This window comes from Labrys sp. 22185, assembly GCF_052045555.1.
Taxonomy (GTDB): domain Bacteria; phylum Pseudomonadota; class Alphaproteobacteria; order Rhizobiales; family Labraceae; genus Labrys; species Labrys neptuniae.
In genome coordinates this window covers 48,886-67,333 of sequence record NZ_JBQEPH010000007.1, presented here as the reverse complement: position 1 = coordinate 67,333, position 18,448 = coordinate 48,886, and the positions used below count along the sequence as shown (strand labels likewise).

General features: G+C 64.5%; 15 protein-coding genes. 8 read left to right on the top strand and 7 right to left on the bottom strand.

What is annotated here, in order from left to right; translation table 11 throughout:
* The first annotated feature begins 167 nt into the window (after nt 1-167).
* Nucleotides 168-1,700 carry an MFS transporter gene (locus ACTJKX_RS15590; protein WP_440725810.1) on the top strand — a complete coding sequence of 511 codons (1,533 nt, stop codon included), beginning with the start codon at nt 168-170 and terminating at the stop codon, nt 1,698-1,700.
* Between the two features lie 20 nt (nt 1,701-1,720).
* Here ACTJKX_RS15590 and ACTJKX_RS15585 read toward each other — a convergent pair whose 3' ends face one another.
* The 5 genes from ACTJKX_RS15585 to hutC form a co-directional block, all read right to left on the bottom strand.
* Entirely contained in the window at nt 1,721-2,479 is a 759-nt protein-coding gene (locus tag ACTJKX_RS15585) for an esterase family protein (protein WP_149253436.1), read from the bottom strand.
* A gap of 4 nt (nt 2,480-2,483) precedes the next feature.
* Complete coding sequence (locus ACTJKX_RS15580; protein WP_440725809.1) at nt 2,484-3,653, bottom strand: ATP-grasp domain-containing protein; 1,170 nt, start codon at nt 3,651-3,653, stop codon at nt 2,484-2,486.
* Nucleotides 3,654-4,043: 390 nt separating this feature from the next.
* A complete protein-coding gene (locus tag ACTJKX_RS15575; protein ID WP_440725808.1) occupies nt 4,044-5,234 on the bottom strand; it encodes a porin in 1,191 nt (396 codons plus the stop codon).
* 456 nt (nt 5,235-5,690) lie between these two features.
* Nucleotides 5,691-7,364 (bottom strand): urocanate hydratase, encoded by a 1,674-nt coding sequence (hutU, locus tag ACTJKX_RS15570; protein WP_311938558.1) that lies wholly within the window; start codon nt 7,362-7,364, stop codon nt 5,691-5,693.
* Nucleotides 7,365-7,447: 83 nt separating this feature from the next.
* Nucleotides 7,448-8,251, bottom strand: a complete 804-nt coding sequence (gene hutC / locus ACTJKX_RS15565) for a histidine utilization repressor (protein ID WP_440725807.1) — start codon at nt 8,249-8,251, stop codon at nt 7,448-7,450.
* 112 nt (nt 8,252-8,363) lie between these two features.
* Here hutC and ACTJKX_RS15560 point away from each other — a divergent pair, with 112 nt between their 5' ends.
* From ACTJKX_RS15560 to ACTJKX_RS15530, 7 genes are all read left to right on the top strand, one after another.
* Complete coding sequence (locus tag ACTJKX_RS15560) at nt 8,364-9,758, top strand: formimidoylglutamate deiminase (RefSeq protein ID WP_311938554.1); 1,395 nt, start codon at nt 8,364-8,366, stop codon at nt 9,756-9,758.
* Nucleotides 9,759-9,794: 36 nt separating this feature from the next.
* Nucleotides 9,795-10,652 carry a transporter substrate-binding domain-containing protein gene (locus ACTJKX_RS15555; protein WP_367625509.1) on the top strand — a complete coding sequence of 286 codons (858 nt, stop codon included), beginning with the start codon at nt 9,795-9,797 and terminating at the stop codon, nt 10,650-10,652.
* Nucleotides 10,653-10,824: 172 nt separating this feature from the next.
* Nucleotides 10,825-11,679 (top strand): transporter substrate-binding domain-containing protein, encoded by an 855-nt coding sequence (locus ACTJKX_RS15550; RefSeq protein ID WP_311938551.1) that lies wholly within the window; start codon nt 10,825-10,827, stop codon nt 11,677-11,679.
* A gap of 149 nt (nt 11,680-11,828) precedes the next feature.
* On the top strand, nt 11,829-12,575 hold the full coding sequence (locus tag ACTJKX_RS15545) for an ABC transporter permease (RefSeq protein ID WP_440725945.1): 747 nt from the start codon (nt 11,829-11,831) through the stop codon (nt 12,573-12,575).
* An 8-nt stretch (nt 12,576-12,583) separates the two neighbouring features.
* Nucleotides 12,584-13,306 (top strand): ABC transporter permease, encoded by a 723-nt coding sequence (locus ACTJKX_RS15540; RefSeq protein ID WP_311938549.1) that lies wholly within the window; start codon nt 12,584-12,586, stop codon nt 13,304-13,306.
* An 11-nt stretch (nt 13,307-13,317) separates the two neighbouring features.
* Entirely contained in the window at nt 13,318-14,097 is a 780-nt protein-coding gene (locus ACTJKX_RS15535) for an ABC transporter ATP-binding protein (RefSeq protein ID WP_440725806.1), read from the top strand.
* A gap of 276 nt (nt 14,098-14,373) precedes the next feature.
* Complete coding sequence (locus ACTJKX_RS15530) at nt 14,374-15,864, top strand: HAL/PAL/TAL family ammonia-lyase (RefSeq protein WP_440725805.1); 1,491 nt, start codon at nt 14,374-14,376, stop codon at nt 15,862-15,864.
* Nucleotides 15,865-16,078: 214 nt separating this feature from the next.
* Here ACTJKX_RS15530 and ACTJKX_RS15525 read toward each other — a convergent pair whose 3' ends face one another.
* Nucleotides 16,079-17,362: an MGH1-like glycoside hydrolase domain-containing protein gene (locus ACTJKX_RS15525; protein ID WP_440725804.1), complete on the bottom strand. Its 1,284-nt coding sequence runs from the start codon at nt 17,360-17,362 to the stop codon at nt 16,079-16,081.
* Between the two features lie 42 nt (nt 17,363-17,404).
* Nucleotides 17,405-18,442, bottom strand: coding sequence for an ABC transporter ATP-binding protein (locus tag ACTJKX_RS15520; RefSeq protein ID WP_440725803.1), 1,038 nt, complete (start codon nt 18,440-18,442; stop codon nt 17,405-17,407).
* Nucleotides 18,443-18,448: the final 6 nt, after the last annotated feature.

The window sequence follows — 18,448 nt, the reverse complement described above, 5'->3', positions numbered from 1 at the left end:
TCCGGAATTTCGTTCCGTTATCTTCGGAACGAAGCCCATATTTCACCAATAATGCGGCAAGAATAGATTGCTCGCAACGGATCGCGCCATTTCTCCAGGGTAAGTCTCCAGGCGGAGGCCCCTGAATCCGGCCGGCGATCTGCCACCAATTTTCGAGCACCGATTTCATGACAGACCGAACCTTGGCTCCGAGCGCGGCCCACAAGGCGCTCATCCTGCTATCCGTCTGCCTGGCCGCCATCGCCATGCCGCTGACCTTCACCGGCCCGGCCGTGGCGCTGACCGCCATCGCCGAGACGTTGGGCGGCAGCCCGGTCGCCCTGAACTGGGTGACGAATGCCTTCATGCTGACCTTCGGCAGCGCACTGATGGCCGCCGGCGCCCTGGCCGACAGTTTCGGGCGCAAGCGCATCTTCCTCACCGGAGTCGCCGGCTTCGCCCTGGCCTCACTGGCCCTGGTGGGGGCCCGCTCCATCCTGGTCTTCGACTTCCTGCGCGCGCTCCAGGGCATCGCCGCCGCGGCGGCCTTCGCGGGCGGCATGGCGGCCCTGGCCCAGGAATTCTCCGATGCGGCCCGCATGCGTGCCTTCAGCGTCGTCGGGGCGAGCTTCGGCGCCGGCCTCTCCTTCGGCCCGATCAGTTCGGGCCTGATGAGCGAGACCTTCGGCTGGCCCAGCATCTTCCTTGCCGTCGTCGCCTTGACGGTCGTGTCCTTCCTGATCGGCATCCTCGTGCTGCGGGAATCCCGCGATCCCCAGGCACGCGGACTGGATTGGCCGGGTGCCATCAGCTTCACGCTCGCTTTGACCCTGTTCACCTATGGCATGCTGCAGGCTCCTGAAAGCGGTTGGGGCGATCCATTCGTCATCACCCTGCTCATCGGCGCCGCGGCCCTGATGGCGCTGTTCGTACGCATCGAACTCAACTCGCCCCGCCCGATGCTCGACCTCGGCCTGTTCCGCTATGGGCGCTTCGTGGGCGTGCAATTGCTGGCAGCCGCGCCGGCCTATGCCTTCGTGGTGTTGCTGATCCTCCTGCCGATCCGCTTCGTCGGCATCGAAGGGGTCGGCGAGGTCGCCGCGGGCCGCATGATGATGGCCCTGTCCGCGCCGCTGCTGGTTCTCCCACTCCTGGCGGGCTGGCTCTCGCGCTGGATCGCACCGGCCGTGATCTCAAGCCTCGGCCTGCTGGTCTGCGCAGCCGGGCTTGCCTGGCTGAGCTTCATGCCGGTTGGCGGCGATGTATCGGCCATGCTCGCGCCCATGGCCGTGATCGGCATCGGCATCAGCCTGCCCTGGGGCCTGATGGACGGCCTCGCCGTCTCCGTGGTGCCCGCCGAGCGCGCCGGCATGGCAACCGGCATCTTCTCGACGGTCCGCGTCGCCGGCGAAGGCGTGGCGCTCGCCATCGTCAGCGCCGTGCTCTCGGCCCTGACTGCCGGCCACCTCGCCGGCGAGCAGGTGAGGGAGGGAGCCCAGAAACTGGTGACGGGAGACGTTGCCGGCGCTGCCGGCGCGCTGCCGCAGCTTGCCCGCCCCGCCCTGATCCAGGCCTATGGCGATGCGTTCGCCACGCTGCTCCTGCTGCTCGCCGCCATCACCGTGGTCACCGCCATCGTGGTCTTCGTCTTCCTCGGGCGCCGCGCGGCGCCGGAAGGGACTAAAGCGGACGAGGCAGCCGCCCTGTCCTCCTCCCCCTGATCCCAATAGGGCCCACCGCGCTATCCCACCGGGCTGGCGCGGTCGGCATCCAGCCATTTGCCGAAGAAATACACGATCTGCCGGTGCCACCAGGGCCAGTCATGGCTGACGTCGGCACCCCAGAAATCGACCCAGGCCGGGATCTGCTTGGCGGACAGCAACCGTGCCAGATTGCCGGTATCCTCGACCATTCTCTCTTCCCAGGCTCCCCGCCCGCAACAGAAGAACAGGCGGCGCGAGCGGATCCGATCCAGCAACTCGCCTTCTTCCAGGCCCGCGAGATAGGCGAGCGGCGAATTGAAGTAGATCTGCCCGTCGAGAGCCTTCCCGAAGAAGTGCCGGGTCGAGTAGACGCCGCTCAAGCCGATCACGCCCGCCACCGTCTCCGGAAAACGGAACAGGAAATTGCTGGCATGGAAGGCCCCCATCGAGCATCCGGTCAGCAGGGGCGCCCTGCCTCCCGCGACGTCCAGGATCTCCGGCAGCAATTCGTGGCGGACATACCGGAAATAGGCCTCGTGGCGGCCGATGCGGTACTGGATATCGTCGTGCTCGGCAAAGAAACTCTCGCCATCGATGCCATCGACCGTCCACACCCGCAGTTCGCCGGCCTCGATACGGTCGGCAAGCGCGCCGATGCCGCCCGAATCCTCATATTGATAGAAGCGCCCGTTCGAGGTGGGGAAGACCAGGACTGGCCGGCCGGCATGGCCGTAGACCTTGAATTCCATCTCGCGCCCGAGCTCGGCGCTGCCGCGCTTGTGATAGGCGATCTGCAACGTCTCAATCCTCCACGGCCTGGATGAAACGCACGATCGCCTTCACCTCGTCGAAATCCTGCGAACGGAACTGATAGGCGAAATTGCCCATGGCCCGGCTGAAGACTGCCTCGATCGGCGCGAAATGCACGATCTTGTCGCCATGCGCCTTCAAGACCACCTGGTGGTCGTTGACATAGCGGATATGGTTCTTGCGGCTGGCATAGCCGACATAATAGCGCCCCTCGAACGGGCCGCCGACCGTATTGTCCGCCACCATGCTGGCCCATTCACGATAGACGTCCATGTCATAGGCATAGTTGATGGCATCCGTCATCCAGGCACCGGGAGGGCGCATGTTGATCTCCAGCGCCACGATGCGTTTGTCCGCCCGCGTCTGGAAGAACTCGATATGGAAGAATTTCTCGCGGATGCCGAAACTGGCGATCGCGGCCCGTCCCGCCTGCTCAATCGCCGGGTCGACGTAGGGCAGGCAGTAGTAGTTGAGATGGCTGTCGGCGTTGACCACGCCCATGATGGATTGCTCGAAGCGGTGACTGGCGGCGAATACGATCCGGCCGTCGCGATCAACCAGCCCGTCATAGGTGAGCACGATGCCGTCGATGAACTGCTCGACCACATAGGTGATCCCCGCTCGCCGACCGGCCTCGAAGCTATCGAGATCGGCGGCCGAGGTGATCTTCACGGTGTTGCTGGCCCCCGAGCCCTGATCGGGCTTGATCACGACGGGATAGCCGACCTTGCCGATGAAAGCCTCCACGCCCTCGCGGTCGACATAGGGGCGCTGGCGGATCGTCTCGACGCCCGCCTTGTCGAAAAAGGCCCGCATCTTCGACTTCTGCTTCAGATTGTCGACGAAATCGCGCTTGATGCCGGGAATGTTGAAATCGGTGCGGATGCCGGCATCCTGCTCGAGCCAATGCTCGTTGAGGGATTCGAAGCGATCGATGCGTCCCCAGCGATGGATGAAATGGCCCATGGCGCGCAGGACCTGATCGCCATCCTCCATGCTGGAAACGCGGTAATATTCGGCAAGCGCGCTTTTGAGTTCGGGCCGTAGCGTCTCGTAGGACGCATCGCCGATGCCGAGGACGGTCACGCCAGCGCTGGCCAGGCGGCTGCAGAACACCGCGCCATTGTCGGGAAAGTGCGGGGAGAAGTAGACGAACTTCAAGGCAAGGCTCCAGAGCGGGCAAGCACATCTCGCTCTACAACATCCCGGTCCGCCACTAAAGACCGGTACCATGCCCCCTTCCCACGCCACGTTCCAAAAATGCTGGCGTATCGATGGCCGACTTCCCCTAGGACACGTGCCTTGCGAGGAGTCGGGTGTCCTCGCCCGTTCTTCGAAACACGCTGTGAGCCCACAGGGACAAGAAGAACAGGGGGCGCATGCCTGCAATAGACGAAAAAGGGGCCGTGACGCCTAATGCCGCTCACCGAAGCGTCATCGAGCTGCACGCCCCCTGACGGCGTGTTTTGCCCGTCTTAGGTCACCCGGATGAGGCACTGCTCGCTGCTCTCACGCACAGGGCCAAGCCGGCATCGAAGGGCCGCGGCGCCCTCAGAACATCCGCTTGATGCGGATGCCGCCAACCACCGAGTTGAGCTTCTCCTTCGGCCGGTTGTCGGCAAAGGTCTCGTTGCCGAGCTCGCGATCGAACTCCGAGCGGATGTAGGAGACCTCGCCCGTCACCGACAGGCCCTTGACGATCATGTAGGTCAGGTTGCCGGTGATGGCATATTCCTTGGCCTTCAGGTCCTGGCCATTGCTGCCGGCGCCGTCATAGCGTGTGTCGATATAGCTCGGTACGATGTTGAAGCCCCATTGCGGCGTGAAATTGCCGCCCAGTTCGGCCGTAACAGACCAGCCCTTGCCGGCTTCGAGCCTCGAAAAGCCATTGCGATAGTAGAAGTCCTGCGAGCGGAGGGCATAGAGGTTGTCGGCGCCGAGATAGTCCAGCGCGCCATCGGCATATTGGCCTTCGATCACCAGATGGCCATCCTGGAGCTGCGGGATCTTGATCAGCACATCGCCGCCGATCGCATAGCCCCATTTGTTCTGGTGCCGCAGCGCGACATCATCGGTGGGATCGTTCGGCGTACCATTGTCGTAGCGCGAGGCACTGCGGAACTGGTGGGCCGCCGCCTGGAGCGCCACCGTACCCCATTCCTGGTCGAGCCTGAGGACGCCGACGACATCCGGCACCTGCTGGCCGCCCTGATAGGCGAACACGTCGTTCTGGCGGTGATCGCGGCCATCTTCGACCGACAGGGTGGCCGAGAAGCCGCCGCCGAACTGTGCCGTGTAGGCGATGAGGTTCACCGTGTTCGACTGGGCGTAATAGGGGCCGAAGATGGTGTTGCCATAGTCGTTGTCGTAGAAGCCGAAGAAGGAATGCGCATAACCGGCCGTCAGGCCGCCGAACTGGATGAAGGCCTTGTCGATGGTGAAGCGGTTGCGCTGCTCCGTGCCGTTGACCCGCGTGGCGGTATTGCTGTCCGCGTTGATCTGGAAATAGGAGCGCAGCAAGCCATATTCGGTCTCGGTGCGGGCATCGAACCAGACACGGGCCTGGGCATTGAAGGCGGTGCGGTTGTCGTCGCGATTGAACTTGCCGCCGCCATAGACGCGATAGTCTATGCGGAACTCGCTGCCGATGCGCAGACAGGTGTCGCTGCCGGGAATATAGAAGAAGCCAGGTCCAAAGGCCGTGCAGACCTTCACATATTCGACGGCCTCGCCCTTGGTCATGGGAAGATCCGCCGCGTGGGCGGCCGCAAAACTGGTAAGAGCGGCCACAGTCCCTAAAATAAATGATTTTTTCACCATGATTTCCTCCAAGAAAACATCTGCCGCTCGACAAAAGACAGAAGGTCTTCGGATTAAAATCGTATCGGCAACAGAAGCAAAAGTACGAAATTAAAAAATTTACGGTTCGAATCTGAACCAACCAGGCCAGACCGACAATATAAATTCTTGCCACACGTCCGAAAACTGCCGCTTTTTAGCCTCCTTGTTACTGAAAAGTCACAATGCAGCAGCGGCATGATGCAACCTCGCCTTGCACCAGACGGTAAACTGAGGTCTCCGCGCAACAAAGGAAGACACCCTTCTGGGCACGAAAAAGGCGGGCCCGAGGACCCGCCTTGCAGCCAATCGATACCGGCTGGCCATGGTCGCTTTCCGGTAGGATGCCGGCACGCTGCCTTACTTGTTCAGCATCGGCAGGTTCATGCCCTGCTGCTTGGCCCAGTCGATGGCAATGTCGTAGCCGGCGTCGGCATGGCGCATCACGCCGGTGCCGGGATCGTTGACCAGCACGCGAGCCAGACGCCGGTCGGCGTCCTCGCTGCCGTCGCAGACGATGACCATGCCTGAATGCTGCGAATAGCCCATGCCGACGCCGCCGCCATGATGCAGCGACACCCAGGTCGCGCCCGAGGCGCAGTTGAGCAGGGCGTTGAGCAGTGGCCAGTCGGACACGGCGTCCGAGCCGTCGCGCATGGATTCCGTCTCGCGGTTGGGCGAGGCGACCGAGCCGCTATCGAGATGGTCGCGGCCGATGACGACCGGCGCGGAGAGTTCGCCGGTGCGCACCATCTCGTTGAAGGCGAGGCCGAGGCGGTGGCGCTGGCCGAGGCCGACCCAGCAGATGCGGGCGGGCAGACCCTGGAAGGCGATGCGCTCGGCGGCCATGTCGAGCCAGTTGTGCAGGTGCTTGTCGTCCGGGATCAGTTCCTTGACCTTGGCGTCGGTCTTGGCGATGTCGGCCGGATCACCCGACAGGGCCGCCCAGCGGAAGGGGCCGATGCCGCGGCAGAACAGCGGACGGATATAGGCCGGCACAAAGCCCGGGAAGTCGAAGGCGTTGTCGACGCCGACTTCCTTGGCCATCTGGCGGATATTGTTGCCGTAGTCGAAGGTGGGCACGCCCATCTTCTGGAAGTCGAGCATGGCCCGCACATGCACCGCCATCGACTTCTTGGCCTCGGCGACGACATGCGCCGGCTCGGTGCGGGCGCGCTCCTTGTATTCTTCCCAGGTCCAGCCGATCGGCAGATAGCCGTTCAGCGGGTCATGGGCGGAGGTCTGGTCGGTGACCATGTCCGGGCGGACGCCGCGGCGCACCAGTTCGGGCAGGATCTCGGCGGCATTGCCGAGCAGGGCGATCGAGACGGCTTCCTTGCGGTCGCAATGATGCTTGATCAGCGCAAGCGCGTCGTCGAGATCCTTGGCCTGCTTGTCGACATAGCGGGTGCGCAGGCGGAAATCGATGCTCTGCTGCTGGCATTCGATGTTGAGCGAGACGGCGCCGGCGAGGGTCGCGGCCAGCGGCTGGGCGCCGCCCATGCCGCCGAGACCGGCTGTGAGCACCCAGCGACCGGCGAGGTCGCCGCCATAATGCTGGCGGCCGGCTTCGACGAAGGTCTCATAGGTGCCCTGCACGATGCCCTGCGAGCCGATATAGATCCAGGAGCCGGCCGTCATCTGGCCATACATCATCAGGCCTTCGGCATCGAGCTGGTTGAACTTCTCCCAGGTCGCCCAATGCGGCACCAGGTTGGAGTTGGCGATGAGGACGCGCGGGGCGTCGGCATGGGTCTTGAACACGCCGACCGGCTTGCCGGACTGCACCAGCAGCGTCTCGTCATTGTTGAGGTTCTTCAACTCGCGCACGATGGTGTCGAAGCACTCCCAGTCGCGCGCGGCGCGGCCGATGCCGCCATAGACCACCAGTTCCTTGGGGTTCTCGGCGACGTCGGGATCGAGATTGTTCATGAGCATGCGCAGCGGCGCTTCGGTCAACCAGCTCTTGGCATTGAGCTGGGTGCCACGCGGGGCGCGGATCTCGACATCGCGGAAACGGGCATTGCTGAGCATGTACATGACCTCTTGTTGCTTGTATATACAAGTTAGCAGCAAATTGGCCCCGCTGTCAAGGACCGCTGAGCCGTTCAGAACATTTACCCCACGCGGTTGGAATGCCGCCTGTTCTCGATGCGATAGCGCCCGCCCGGCAACAGCAGGCGCACCGCGGTGACGACATGCTGCACGGCCCCCTCGTCACCGCCGGCCTCCGGGGCCGGCGCCCCCACCCATCCGGTCGCGAAGGTGCGGCGACGGATCAGCAGGCAGGGATCAGCCCGCGAGATCGCCAGCAGCTTGCATTCCCAGGCCTGCGGCAGCACCGCCTCGATGCGATGCTCCGCCTCGCTCCACGGCACCACCGCACTGAGCACTTCATTGGGCGTCACCTTGGAAAAATCGTGATCGAGATAATCCGGCGCCACCGTGGGATTGACGAAACGATCCTCGAGCTGGATCGGCACTTCATTGTCGCAATGCACGATAATCGAGTGAAAAACCGGGCTTCCGATCGGCAATTCGAGCAAATCGGCGATATCCGGCGTCGCCTTCAACGTATCGAGCAGCAGCACCTGCGCGCTGTAGTCGTGGCCGCGACCGCGGATCTCCTCGGCGATATTGGTGACGGCGAACACGTCCGAATGGCTGTTGCCGCCCGCGACGAAGGAGCCCCTGCCCTGCATGCGCACCAGCACGCCTTCGAGACTGAGCTCGCGCAAGGCCCGGTTCACCGTCATGCGACTGACCCCGAGCTGCTCGACCAATTCGCTTTCGGAAGGGATGCGATGATCCGGCGGCCACTCGCCACTGCGCACCCGCGCGAGGATGTGCTGCTTTACCTCGGCATAGAGCGGCGTGGCGGGTATGGCGGGCTCCGGCTTCCTGTCCGGCGGCATGCTCATGACGACGTCATTCCTCAAAAATCGACTCACCGCTTCATACGGCACTTGCCACGATCGCAAAATTATGTATAAAACTTATACATACAAGTTGCGAACTCGTCGGTACACAAACATGCCCGATTTCCGCCCACAACTCCAGAGCAACCACAGCCTGTACGCCAGCCAGGCCCTGCTGCCCGATGGCTGGGCCCGGAATGTGCGCATCGAGATCGATGCTTCAGGCCGGATCAGCGCCGTAACCCCCGATGTCGCCCCAGATGGCGCCGAGATCGCCGCCGGCCCGGTGCTACCTGCCATGCCCAACCTGCATTCCCACGCCTTCCAGCGTGCCATGTCCGGCCTTGCGGAAGTGTCCGGCGCGGGCAGCGACAGCTTCTGGACCTGGCGCGAGGAAATGTACCGCACCGTCGGCCAGATCACGCCCGAGGACGCCGAGGCGATCGCCACCCGGCTCTATGTCGATCTGCTCAAGGCCGGCTTCGGCTCGATCGCCGAATTCCACTATCTGCATCACGACAAGGACGGCGCCCTCTTCGCCGACCGCGCCGAGATGGCCAAGCGCATCCTGGCCGCGGCCAGGACCAGCGGCATCGGCATGACGCTGCTGCCCGTCTTCTACGCCCATGCCAATTTCGGCGGCGTTGCTCCCCATGAAGGCCAGCGCCGCTTCATCCACGATATCGACGGCTTCCAGCGCCTGATGGCGGAGCTCGCCCCGGCCTGTGCCGCACAGGGTGCAACGCTCGGCTACGCCTTCCATTCGCTGCGCGCGGCGACGCCGGAGGAGATGAACACGCTGATGGCGAGCCTGCTCAAGACCGGGCCGCTGCACATCCACATCGCCGAGCAGCAGAAGGAAGTCGACGACAGCCTGGCCTGGAGCGGCAAGCGCCCGATGCAATGGCTGTTCGACCATATGCCCGTGGACGAACGCTGGTGCCTGATCCACGCCACCCATGCCGATCCGTCCGAGCTCCAGCGCATGGCGGCGAGCGGCGCCATTGCGGGCCTCTGCCCGGCGACGGAAGCCAATCTCGGCGACGGCATCTTCGACGCAGTCGCCTATCGCGCCCAGAATGGCCGTTTCGGCATCGGCACCGACAGCCACGTCTCCCCCAGCGTCGTCGACGAGCTGCGCACGCTCGAATATTCGCAGCGCCTGCGCGACGAAAAACGCAACCGCCTCGCCAATGGCCCGCATCGCTCGGTCGGGCGCGACATATACGATGCGGCCCTCGCTGGCGGTGCCCAGGCCCTCGGCCAGCCCATCGGCGCCATTGCCCCCGGAAAGCTCGCCAGCCTGGTCGTCCTCGACGGCGACGATGCTTTCATGGACAGCGCCAAGGATGACGCTATTGTCGATCGCTGGCTGTTCGCGCTTGGCGACCGTACGGTGCGTGACGTCATGGTTGAGGGGCAGTGGCGTATCCGCAACGGGCGTCACGACCAGGACGACATCATCAATGCGGCCTTCAAGACCGCGATCAGAAACCTGGCCCGCCATTGAGGCGCGCGGGTTGCTGTCAACATAGGGGAATTGATGATGAAGAAAACCCTCATTTCCACCGCCATCCTGGCGCTGGCGACGCTGATGAGCGTTCCGGCCGCCCAGGCCAAGGAGTGGAAGACCGTCACCATCGGCCTGGAGGGCGCCTATGAGCCCTGGAACCTGACCAAGCCCGACGGCACCATGGACGGCTTCGAGATCGACCTCGCCAAGGATATCTGCGGACGCATCAAGGTCGAGTGCAAATTCATTGCCCAGGATTGGGACGGCATGATCCCGAGCCTCAATGCCGGCAAGTTCGACGTGATCATGGACGGCATGTCGATCACCGAGGAACGCAAGAAGCAGATCGATTTCTCGCGTCCCTATGCCGGCGAACGCGCCGGTTTCGCCACGCTGAAGTCCAACGACCTCGCCAAGCTCGCCGGCACCGGCACCATCGTGACGCTGACGGGCGATGCCGCGCATGACAAGCCGACGGTCGACGCCCTGCGCGATGCCGTGAAGGGCAAGACCATCGGCGTGCAGGTTGCCACCAACTATGCCGAATGGCTGGCCAAGAACTTCAAGGACGTGGCCACCATCACCGAATACAAGACCGTGGGTGAGGCCGATCTCGACCTCTCTGCCGGCCGTGTCGACGCCACCGTCGGCGACGTCACCTTCTATTACTCGGTGCTGTCTCGCCCCGATCACTCGGAAATGATGCTGGCCGGTCCCGAAATCACCGGCGCGGTGTGGAGCGAAGGCATCGGCCCTGCCTTCCGCAAATCCGATCCGGAACTGCGCGACATGTTCGACAAGGCGATCGGCGAAGCCCTTGCCGACGGCACGATCAAGAAGCTCAGCATGAAATGGTTCAAGACGGACATGTCGCCTCAGACCAAGTCCTGAGCCAGGCAGATCCGAAAGCGCTGACCACGCTGGCATCCGGGCGGGGGACCATGGTCCGCCCGGATCGCGCCTCAAGCAAGCGGCACAAGACCGATTGAGGCACTGCAAGGGCGATCCAGAATGAAGCCGGACCGGAAGACCGGGCGGCCAAAACCCAAAAGGGGAACCGACAATGAAGAAGTACCTGATCTCCTCGGCGCTGCTGGCGCTGACCGCCCTGACGGCCATGCCGGCGGTGGCCAAGGAGTGGAAGACGGTCACGATCGCCCTGGAAGGCGCCTATGAGCCCTGGAACCTGACCAAGCCCGACGGCAGCATGGACGGCTTCGAGATCGACCTCGCCAAGGATCTGTGCGGGCGCATGAAGATCGAGTGCAAATTCATTGCACAGGACTGGGACGGCATGATCGCCGGCCTGAACGGCGGCAAGTTCGACATGATCATGGATGCGATGTCGATCACCGACGACCGCAAGAAGCAGGTCGCCTTCTCGCAGCCCTACGCCCAGACCCCGGCGGGTTTTGCCGGCCTGAAGACCGGCGACCTCGCCAAGATGGACGGCACCGGCACCACAGTGACGCTGACGGGCGAGGCCGGCCATGACAAGAGCACGGTCGAGAAGATGCGCGAAGCCCTGAAGGGCAAGACCATCGGCATCCAGACCGCCACCGTCTACACCAAATTCGTCGAAGAGAACTTCAAGGACATCGCCACCATCACCGAATACAAGACCTCGGGCGAACGCGACCTCGACATCACGGGCGGGCGTATCGATGTCGGCTTCGACGACGACACCTATTTCACCTCCGCCTTCGCCAAATCGGGCAATGAGCAGATGACCCTCGTCGGTGCTCAGATTGCCGGTCCGATCTGGGGCGAGGGCATCGGCCCGGCCTTCCGCCAGTCGGACAACGATCTGCGCGAGATGTGGGACAAGGCGATCGGCAGCGCCATCGCCGACGGCACCGTCAAGAAGCTCAGCCTGAAATGGTTCAAGCTGGACGTGACCCCCGTCAAGGGCTCGTAAGTCTTCGGCCTCAGTCCGCGGGCCGGCCAGCTCCGGCCGCGGACTGAAGGGACGACACTGCCGGCCCTGCCACCACAGCGGCCGCGGCGAGCCGCCATCGCCTATGTCTCACTGGCCTACCCCGAGAGGAGAGCCGCATTGTGGACGTGATCACCAGCCTATCCGACAAGATCTCCTATCTGGTTGCCACGCTCGGCTTCGGCGAGACAGGTTGGGGGCTCTATCTCCTCGGCGGCGCGGGAATGACGCTGGCCGTCACCGTCGCGGCGATGCTGATCGGCGCCGTCGTCGGCGCCCTGGTCGCCTGGGCCAAGATTGCCGGCAACATGCCGGCTACCCTGGTCGGCAATGTCTATACAGTGGTGCTGCGCGGAGCCCCGGAACTGCTGATCATTTACATGGTCTATTTCGGCCGTGTGGTCGATGTGATCGGCAATTCGCTGGGTGCGCTCGGCATCGGCAACAACACCACGATCAACAGCTTCCTGGCCGGCGCGCTCGGCGTCGGCCTGATCTCCGCCGCCTACCAGGCGGAAGTCTTCCGCGGCGCCTTCACCGCCATCGCCAAGGGCGAGATCGAGGCGGGTCGCGCCATCGGTATGCCGCGCTTCATGCGTTTTCGCCGCATCATCGCACCGCAGATCATGCGCTTTGCCATTCCCGGCCTCGGCAACGTCTTCCAGCTCAGCGTCAAGGACTCCGCTTTGATCTCCGTCACCGGCCTGGTCGAGATCATGAACGCCGCCAACAAGGCGAACGGATCGACCCGCCAGCCCTTCCTGTTCTACACCGTGGCCGCCTGCCTCTATCTCATCCTGACGACCTTCTCGACCCAGATCTTCAGTGCCGGCGAACGGCGGGTAGCCAAGAGCTTCCGCCGTCCCGTGGGATCGTAGGTGCCGCCATGACTCTCGATTTCGCCCTCGAAGCCCTCAGCAAGATCCTCGCCGTCCTGCCGACGACGTTGTTGCTCTTCATCTTCTCCGTCCTGCTCGGCCTGGTCTTCGCCCTGATCGTGCTGTGGATGCGTATGAGCAGCAACGGGCTGCTGTCCGGTATCGCCAAGACCTACATCTTCATCTTTCGCGGCACGCCGCTGCTGATCCAGATCTTCCTGATCTTCTACGGCCTGGCCCAGTTCCAGTTCATGAAGGAATCCTGGTTCTGGCTGGTGTTGAAGAACCGCATCGCCTCGGCGGTGTTCGTGATGGCGCTCTGCACCGCTGCCTATCAGGCGGAAATCCTGCGCGGCGGCCTGCTGGCCGTCTCGACCAAGGAGATCGAGGCGGCGCGTGCCATCGGCATGTCCGGCTTCAAGCTGCTTTACCGCATCATCGCGCCGATCGCCCTGCGCCAGGCCCTGCCGGCCTATTCGACCGAGGTGATCCTGACCTTGAAATCGACCTCGCTGGCCGGACTGATCGGCGTGGTCGAGATGACCGGCATCGCCCAGAAGATCGGCCGCCAGGCCTTGCTCGACGTGCCTGTCCTGGCGCTGGCAGGCCTGGTCTACATCGCCCTGAGCTATGTCATCATCTTCCTGCTCGGCCGGGCCGAGCGTGTCCTCTCCCCCCATCTGCGCTTCATGCCGCCGAGCGCGCAGACACCGCGCACCATCGTCGGCTGAAAGGAAACGCCATGGCCGCTTCCAGCGAAATCGCTCTCAGCGTCAAGAACATTCGCAAGAGCTTCGGCGATCATGAAGTGCTCAAGGGCATTTCGCTCGATGCCCACCAGGGCGACGTGATCTCCATTCTCGGCGCCTCGGGCTCGGGCAAGAGCACCTTCCTGCGCTGCATCAACCTGCTCGAGACCCCCGATGACGGCGAGATCGTCGTCGCTGGCGAGAAGGTCGAGATGCGCCGCGGCAAGAAAGGTCACCTCGAGCCGACCAACGGCAAGCAGGTGGATCGCATCCGCTCCGAACTCGGCATGGTGTTCCAGAGCTTCAATCTCTGGTCGCACATGACGGTTCTGCAGAACCTGATCGAAGGCCCGGTGCATGTGCTGGGCCGCCCCAAGGCCGAGTGCATCGCCGAGGCCGAGGCCCTGCTGGAGCGCGTCGGCCTCGCCGAGCGTCGCAATTACTACCCCTCGCACATGTCGGGCGGCCAGCAGCAGCGCGCCGCCATTGCCCGGGCCCTGGCGATGAAGCCCAAGGTAATGCTGTTCGACGAGCCGACCTCGGCGCTCGACCCGGAACTGGTCGGCGAAGTCCTTCGCGTGATGCGCGGCCTCGCCGAGGAAGGCCGCACCATGCTGGTGGTCACCCACGAGATGGGGTTCGCCCGCAACGTCTCCAACCGCGTGATGTTCCTGCACAAGGGCGAGGTGGAGGCGGACGGCTCGCCCGATGAATTGTTCAAGGACACGAAGTCGGAGCGTTTCAAGCAGTTCATCTCCAGTCAGCATCATTGAGGGCGGTCTGACGCAATTGCTGGTGAAGCGGAGTGTTGCCCCTCACCCGTACCCTCTCCCGTAAGAACGGGGCGAGGGAGACTTCAACGGTGCTTTTAGTGCCGAACCGAACCTATCTCGCCCAACCGTAGGGCGTGATGAGCGGTGAGAGGATCAATCGCGACGTTTGCGCGCGCCCTCGCTCCGTTCTTACGGGGAGAGGGGACGGGTGAGGGGCGGCGTAATCCTCGATGCAAATTTCTCATCTCGCTATCGACCCATTACCTCGGTTTCCCCATGCCCATCACCCTTGACCGCCCCCTCACCTGGCGAGAAATCGCCGCCATCGCCGAAGGAGCGGAACTCGCCCTTTCCGAAGCTGCCTGGCAGCGCCTCTCCTATGCCCGGGCCATCGTCGATGCGATCGTCGAGCGTGGCATCCTCGCTTATGGCGTGAACACCGGCGTCGGCGGCCTTGCCAACGTCATCGTCGACCGGCCGCAGCAGCGGCACTTGTCGCGCAACATCCTGATGAGCCATGCTGTCGGCGTCGGGGCTCCTGTCGGCAAGACCGAGACGCGTGCGATCATTGCCGCGGCCATCAACAACTACGCCCATGGCCGTTCCGGCGTCAGGCCCGAGGTCGTCGAGCAGATGCTGGCCCTGCTGGCACATGACTGCCTGCCCGAAGTGCCTTCGCTCGGTTCTGTCGGCTATCTCAGCCACATGGCCCATATCGCCCTGGTCTTGATCGGCGAAGGCCACGCCGTGCTCGACGGGCAAAGACTGACAGGCAGCGAGGCGCTGGCCCGCATCGGGCGCACGCCATTGGTGCTGGAGGCCAAGGAGGGCTTGAGCCTGGTCAACGGCTCGCCCTGCGTCACCGGCCTCGCCGCGCTCGCTCTGGCCCGCAGCGAAAGGCTGGTCGACTGGGCCGACGTCACCGCCGCCATGAGCTTCGAGAACCTGCGCAGCCAGCCCCGGGCCTTCGACGAGACCTCGCTCGCCCTGCGCGTCTCCGTGGGCATGCAGGCAACGGGACGGCATCTGCGCGCCTTGCTCGACGGCAGCGCCATCCTCGCCGCCGCGGCCGGGCGCCAGACCCAGGACCCGCTCAGCCTGCGGGCCGTACCGCATGTCCATGGCGCGGTACGCGACGCGCTGGCCGAGATCGGTTCGACCATCGACCGGGAACTGGCTTCCGTCACCGACAACCCGGCCGTGCTGGGCACGCCCGAAGCGCCCGATGTCTATTCGGAGGCGCATGCCGTGGCGCCCGGCATCGCGCTCGCCATGGATACGCTCGCCATTGCGGTGGCCGAGCTCGCGGCAATGGCGGAGCGGCGGATCGACCGCCTCGTCAATCCGCATGTCAGCGATCTGCCGGCCTTCCTCGCCGTAGGCAGCGGGGTCTCCTCGGGCTTCATGATCGCCCAATATACCGCCGCCTCGCTGGTAGCGCTCAACCGGCGCCTGGCGAGCCCCGCCAGCCTGGATGGCGGCATCACCTCGGGCCTGCAGGAGGACCATCTCAGCCACGCCACGCCGGCCGCTCTCAAGGCGCTGCAGATTCTCGACAATGCCGAGCACATCCTGGCGATCGAACTCCTCGCCGATGCCCAGGCCTATGACCTGCAGGCCGAAGACCTTGCCAAGGCCCCCGGCACCGATGCCTTCTACCGCGACGTGCGCACGGCCCTGCCCCCCTATCGCGACGACCGCCCCCTGGCGGGCGACATCGCCGTCGCGCGCGGCATCATCCGCCGTGCCGACGCCGGCACGGCCTGAGGCGGCTCACCTCTTACGGAGCCGAGCTAAGCCCAAGAGGCGGTGTTTCTTTACCCTGCCCTGGAGGGGGAGGGTCGAAGCGAAGCTTCGGGGTGGGGTGAGAACCACCTCAACCTGAGAAGATCACCCCACCTCGACCTTTCAGGCCGACCCTCCCCCTCCAGGGGAGGGTAAAGAAACCGCGCGCCGATCCACCAAGTCAGCTTCCCCAGGCTCAACCTGTCCGCTTCACCAGTTCGGCCACCATGGCGGCCGTCCAGGTGAAATGGCCGCCGCCGAGGCCCTCGCCGGAGATCGGATCGTAATATTCGGCAAAGCCGCTTTCCTCGATCAGGGCCAGGCTGTCGGCCTCGACCTTGGCCGCGGCTTCGACGAGTTTGCAGCGCCGGAGCCCGTCGGCGACCAGCATGTTGACAATGATCCAGATCGGGCCGCGCCAATAGCGCTTCGGCTCGAAGCGCCGGTCGGCGGGATCGTGGCTGGCGATGCCGTAGCGCGTGCGCCGGCGCCAGGCCGCGATTCGTTCGGCGATGGCCCTGTGGCGTGCTTCCTCGCCCAGCCCCGCGAACACGGGCAGGAGCCCGCCGATCGACGGGCTGTCGATCAATTGGCCCGAGACACGGTCGAGGCACAGATACTGGCCGAAGCGCTCGCTCCACAACCGTTCGAAGCCCGCCCTCGCCCTGGCGACACGGGCGCGGGCGCGGGCGGCGATCGCCGGCTCGCCCAGCGTCTGCGCAAGCTCGGCAAGATCGCTGTCGGAACGGATCAGGATGGCATTGAAGCCGGGGTCGACCATGCGGAAAGGCGAGGCCTCGTGCAGCCTGGCATTGTCCCAGCCAAGGCTGCGAAAGCGCTGCAGCAGCCAGAGGAAGCGGTCGTAGTCGGCCTTGTGCGGGCGCTGGGCGGCATCGACATGCCGGGTGTCGCGCCGCTCATAGGGCTCCACCCCGTCGGTCGGCACCCGCATCATCGCCTCGTCCCAGTCGACGGAATTGTCGCGTCCGGATTCCCAGGGATGGATGATGGCGACCAGGCCTGTGCCTTCGGGGTCGCGGCAGGCATAAAACCATTGGTGCCAGGCGTCGGCCTTGGCCAGCAGGCCGTGGGCCCTGCGCCGGGCGAGCTCGCGATCGCCGGCCTCGTCATGCAGGCGCTTCATCACATAGCCCAGCACCGGCGGCTGGGTGATGCCCGAGGTCGGCACCGGGCGGCCGGTGCGCCAGACGCCGGGACCGGGAAAATAGCCGTCGTCTTCGACATGGAAGACGATGTGCGGCACCATGCCATCCGGCCATTGGTGGTCGAGCAGGGTCTCGACCTCCTGCCAGGCCCTGTTCTCGTCGAGGTGGCGCAGTCCCAGCGCCGTCAGGCAGGAATCCCAGTTCCACTGGAAGGGATAAAGCCCCTTGGTCGGGATGGTGTAGGCGCCGCGATCATTCTCGCGCAGCACGGCAGCAGCCCGCTCGAAGGCAGCGGCACGGTCAAGTCGGCTCATGAAAGGCTCCCAAGCGATTCGTCATGAAAAGGGGTGATGTCGTCAGAGAACGGCCGCCGAACTCTCGACGTCGAACCAGCGCACGCTGCCGGGACGCGGCGCCAGAGTGAGGTTTTCGCCGGGGCGCACGGCATGGTCATTGTCGACGATGGCGCGGAAGAGATGGCCGCCGACATCGAGAGAGACGAGCTGGTGCGGTCCGAGCGGCTCCACCACCCGCACCCGTCCCGTCAAACCCTCGCCGCTCGGCGCCAATTCCTCGGGCCGGATGGCAAATTCGATCGGCCGGGATGTCGCGGGCGCGGACAGCTTCAGTCCGGCTACCTCGGCGATGGTCCCGCTCACCGCCGCCGGCAGGAAATTCATCGGCGGATTGCCGATGAAGCCGCCGACGAAGCGCGTGGCCGGATAGGCATAGACCTCCGTCGCCGGAGCCGCCTGCACGATCCGGCCCTGATGCATCACGGCGATGCGGTCGGCGAGACTCATGGCCTCGACCTGATCATGGGTGACATAGATCGTGGTGGTGCGGCTCTCCTGCAGGATGCCCTTGAGCTCGGCCCGCATTTCGAGCCGGAGCAGCGCATCGAGATTGGAAAGCGGCTCGTCCATCAGGAGGACGGCCGGCTCCACCGCCAGGGCGCGGGCGACTGCGACGCGCTGGCGCTGGCCGCCGGAGAGCTGGCCCGAATAACGCTGCAGGAGCTGGTCGATATGCATCAGCCCGGCGGCCCTCTTCACGCGCTGCTCGACTTCCTGGTTGAGCAGCCCCTTCATGCGCAGACCGAAGGCGATGTTCTCGAACACCGTCATATGCGGGAACACCGCATAGTTCTGGAAGACCATGGCGATGCCGCGCTCGCGGGGGGCGAGCCCGTCGACCCGCCTGCCGCCGATGTGGACCTCGCCGCCGCTCGCCCTCTCCAGGCCGGCGACGATGCGCAGCAACGTGGTCTTGCCACAGCCGGAGGCACCGAGCAGGACCAGGAACTCCTGGTCCCGGATGGCCAGGTCAAGCGTGTGCAGCGCCGTGTAGGAACCGAAGGTCTTGCGCACGCCCCGGATCTCGATGTCGGCCATGAGAGC

Coding starts and splice junctions, on each gene's coding strand:
- hutU (WP_311938558.1), bottom strand. CDS start 7,364: ATGCTCAGCAATGCCCGTTTCCGCGATGTCGAGATCCGCGCCCCGCGT.
- ACTJKX_RS15525 (WP_440725804.1), bottom strand. CDS start 17,362: ATGAGCCGACTTGACCGTGCCGCTGCCTTCGAGCGGGCTGCTGCCGTG.
- ACTJKX_RS15535 (WP_440725806.1), top strand. CDS start 13,318: ATGGCCGCTTCCAGCGAAATCGCTCTCAGCGTCAAGAACATTCGCAAG.
- ACTJKX_RS15520 (WP_440725803.1), bottom strand. CDS start 18,442: ATGGCCGACATCGAGATCCGGGGCGTGCGCAAGACCTTCGGTTCCTAC.
- ACTJKX_RS15575 (WP_440725808.1), bottom strand. CDS start 5,234: ATGACCAAGGGCGAGGCCGTCGAATATGTGAAGGTCTGCACGGCCTTT.
- ACTJKX_RS15590 (WP_440725810.1), top strand. CDS start 168: ATGACAGACCGAACCTTGGCTCCGAGCGCGGCCCACAAGGCGCTCATC.
- ACTJKX_RS15555 (WP_367625509.1), top strand. CDS start 9,795: ATGAAGAAAACCCTCATTTCCACCGCCATCCTGGCGCTGGCGACGCTG.
- ACTJKX_RS15550 (WP_311938551.1), top strand. CDS start 10,825: ATGAAGAAGTACCTGATCTCCTCGGCGCTGCTGGCGCTGACCGCCCTG.
- ACTJKX_RS15540 (WP_311938549.1), top strand. CDS start 12,584: ATGACTCTCGATTTCGCCCTCGAAGCCCTCAGCAAGATCCTCGCCGTC.
- hutC (WP_440725807.1), bottom strand. CDS start 8,251: ATGAGCATGCCGCCGGACAGGAAGCCGGAGCCCGCCATACCCGCCACG.
- ACTJKX_RS15560 (WP_311938554.1), top strand. CDS start 8,364: ATGCCCGATTTCCGCCCACAACTCCAGAGCAACCACAGCCTGTACGCC.
- ACTJKX_RS15530 (WP_440725805.1), top strand. CDS start 14,374: ATGCCCATCACCCTTGACCGCCCCCTCACCTGGCGAGAAATCGCCGCC.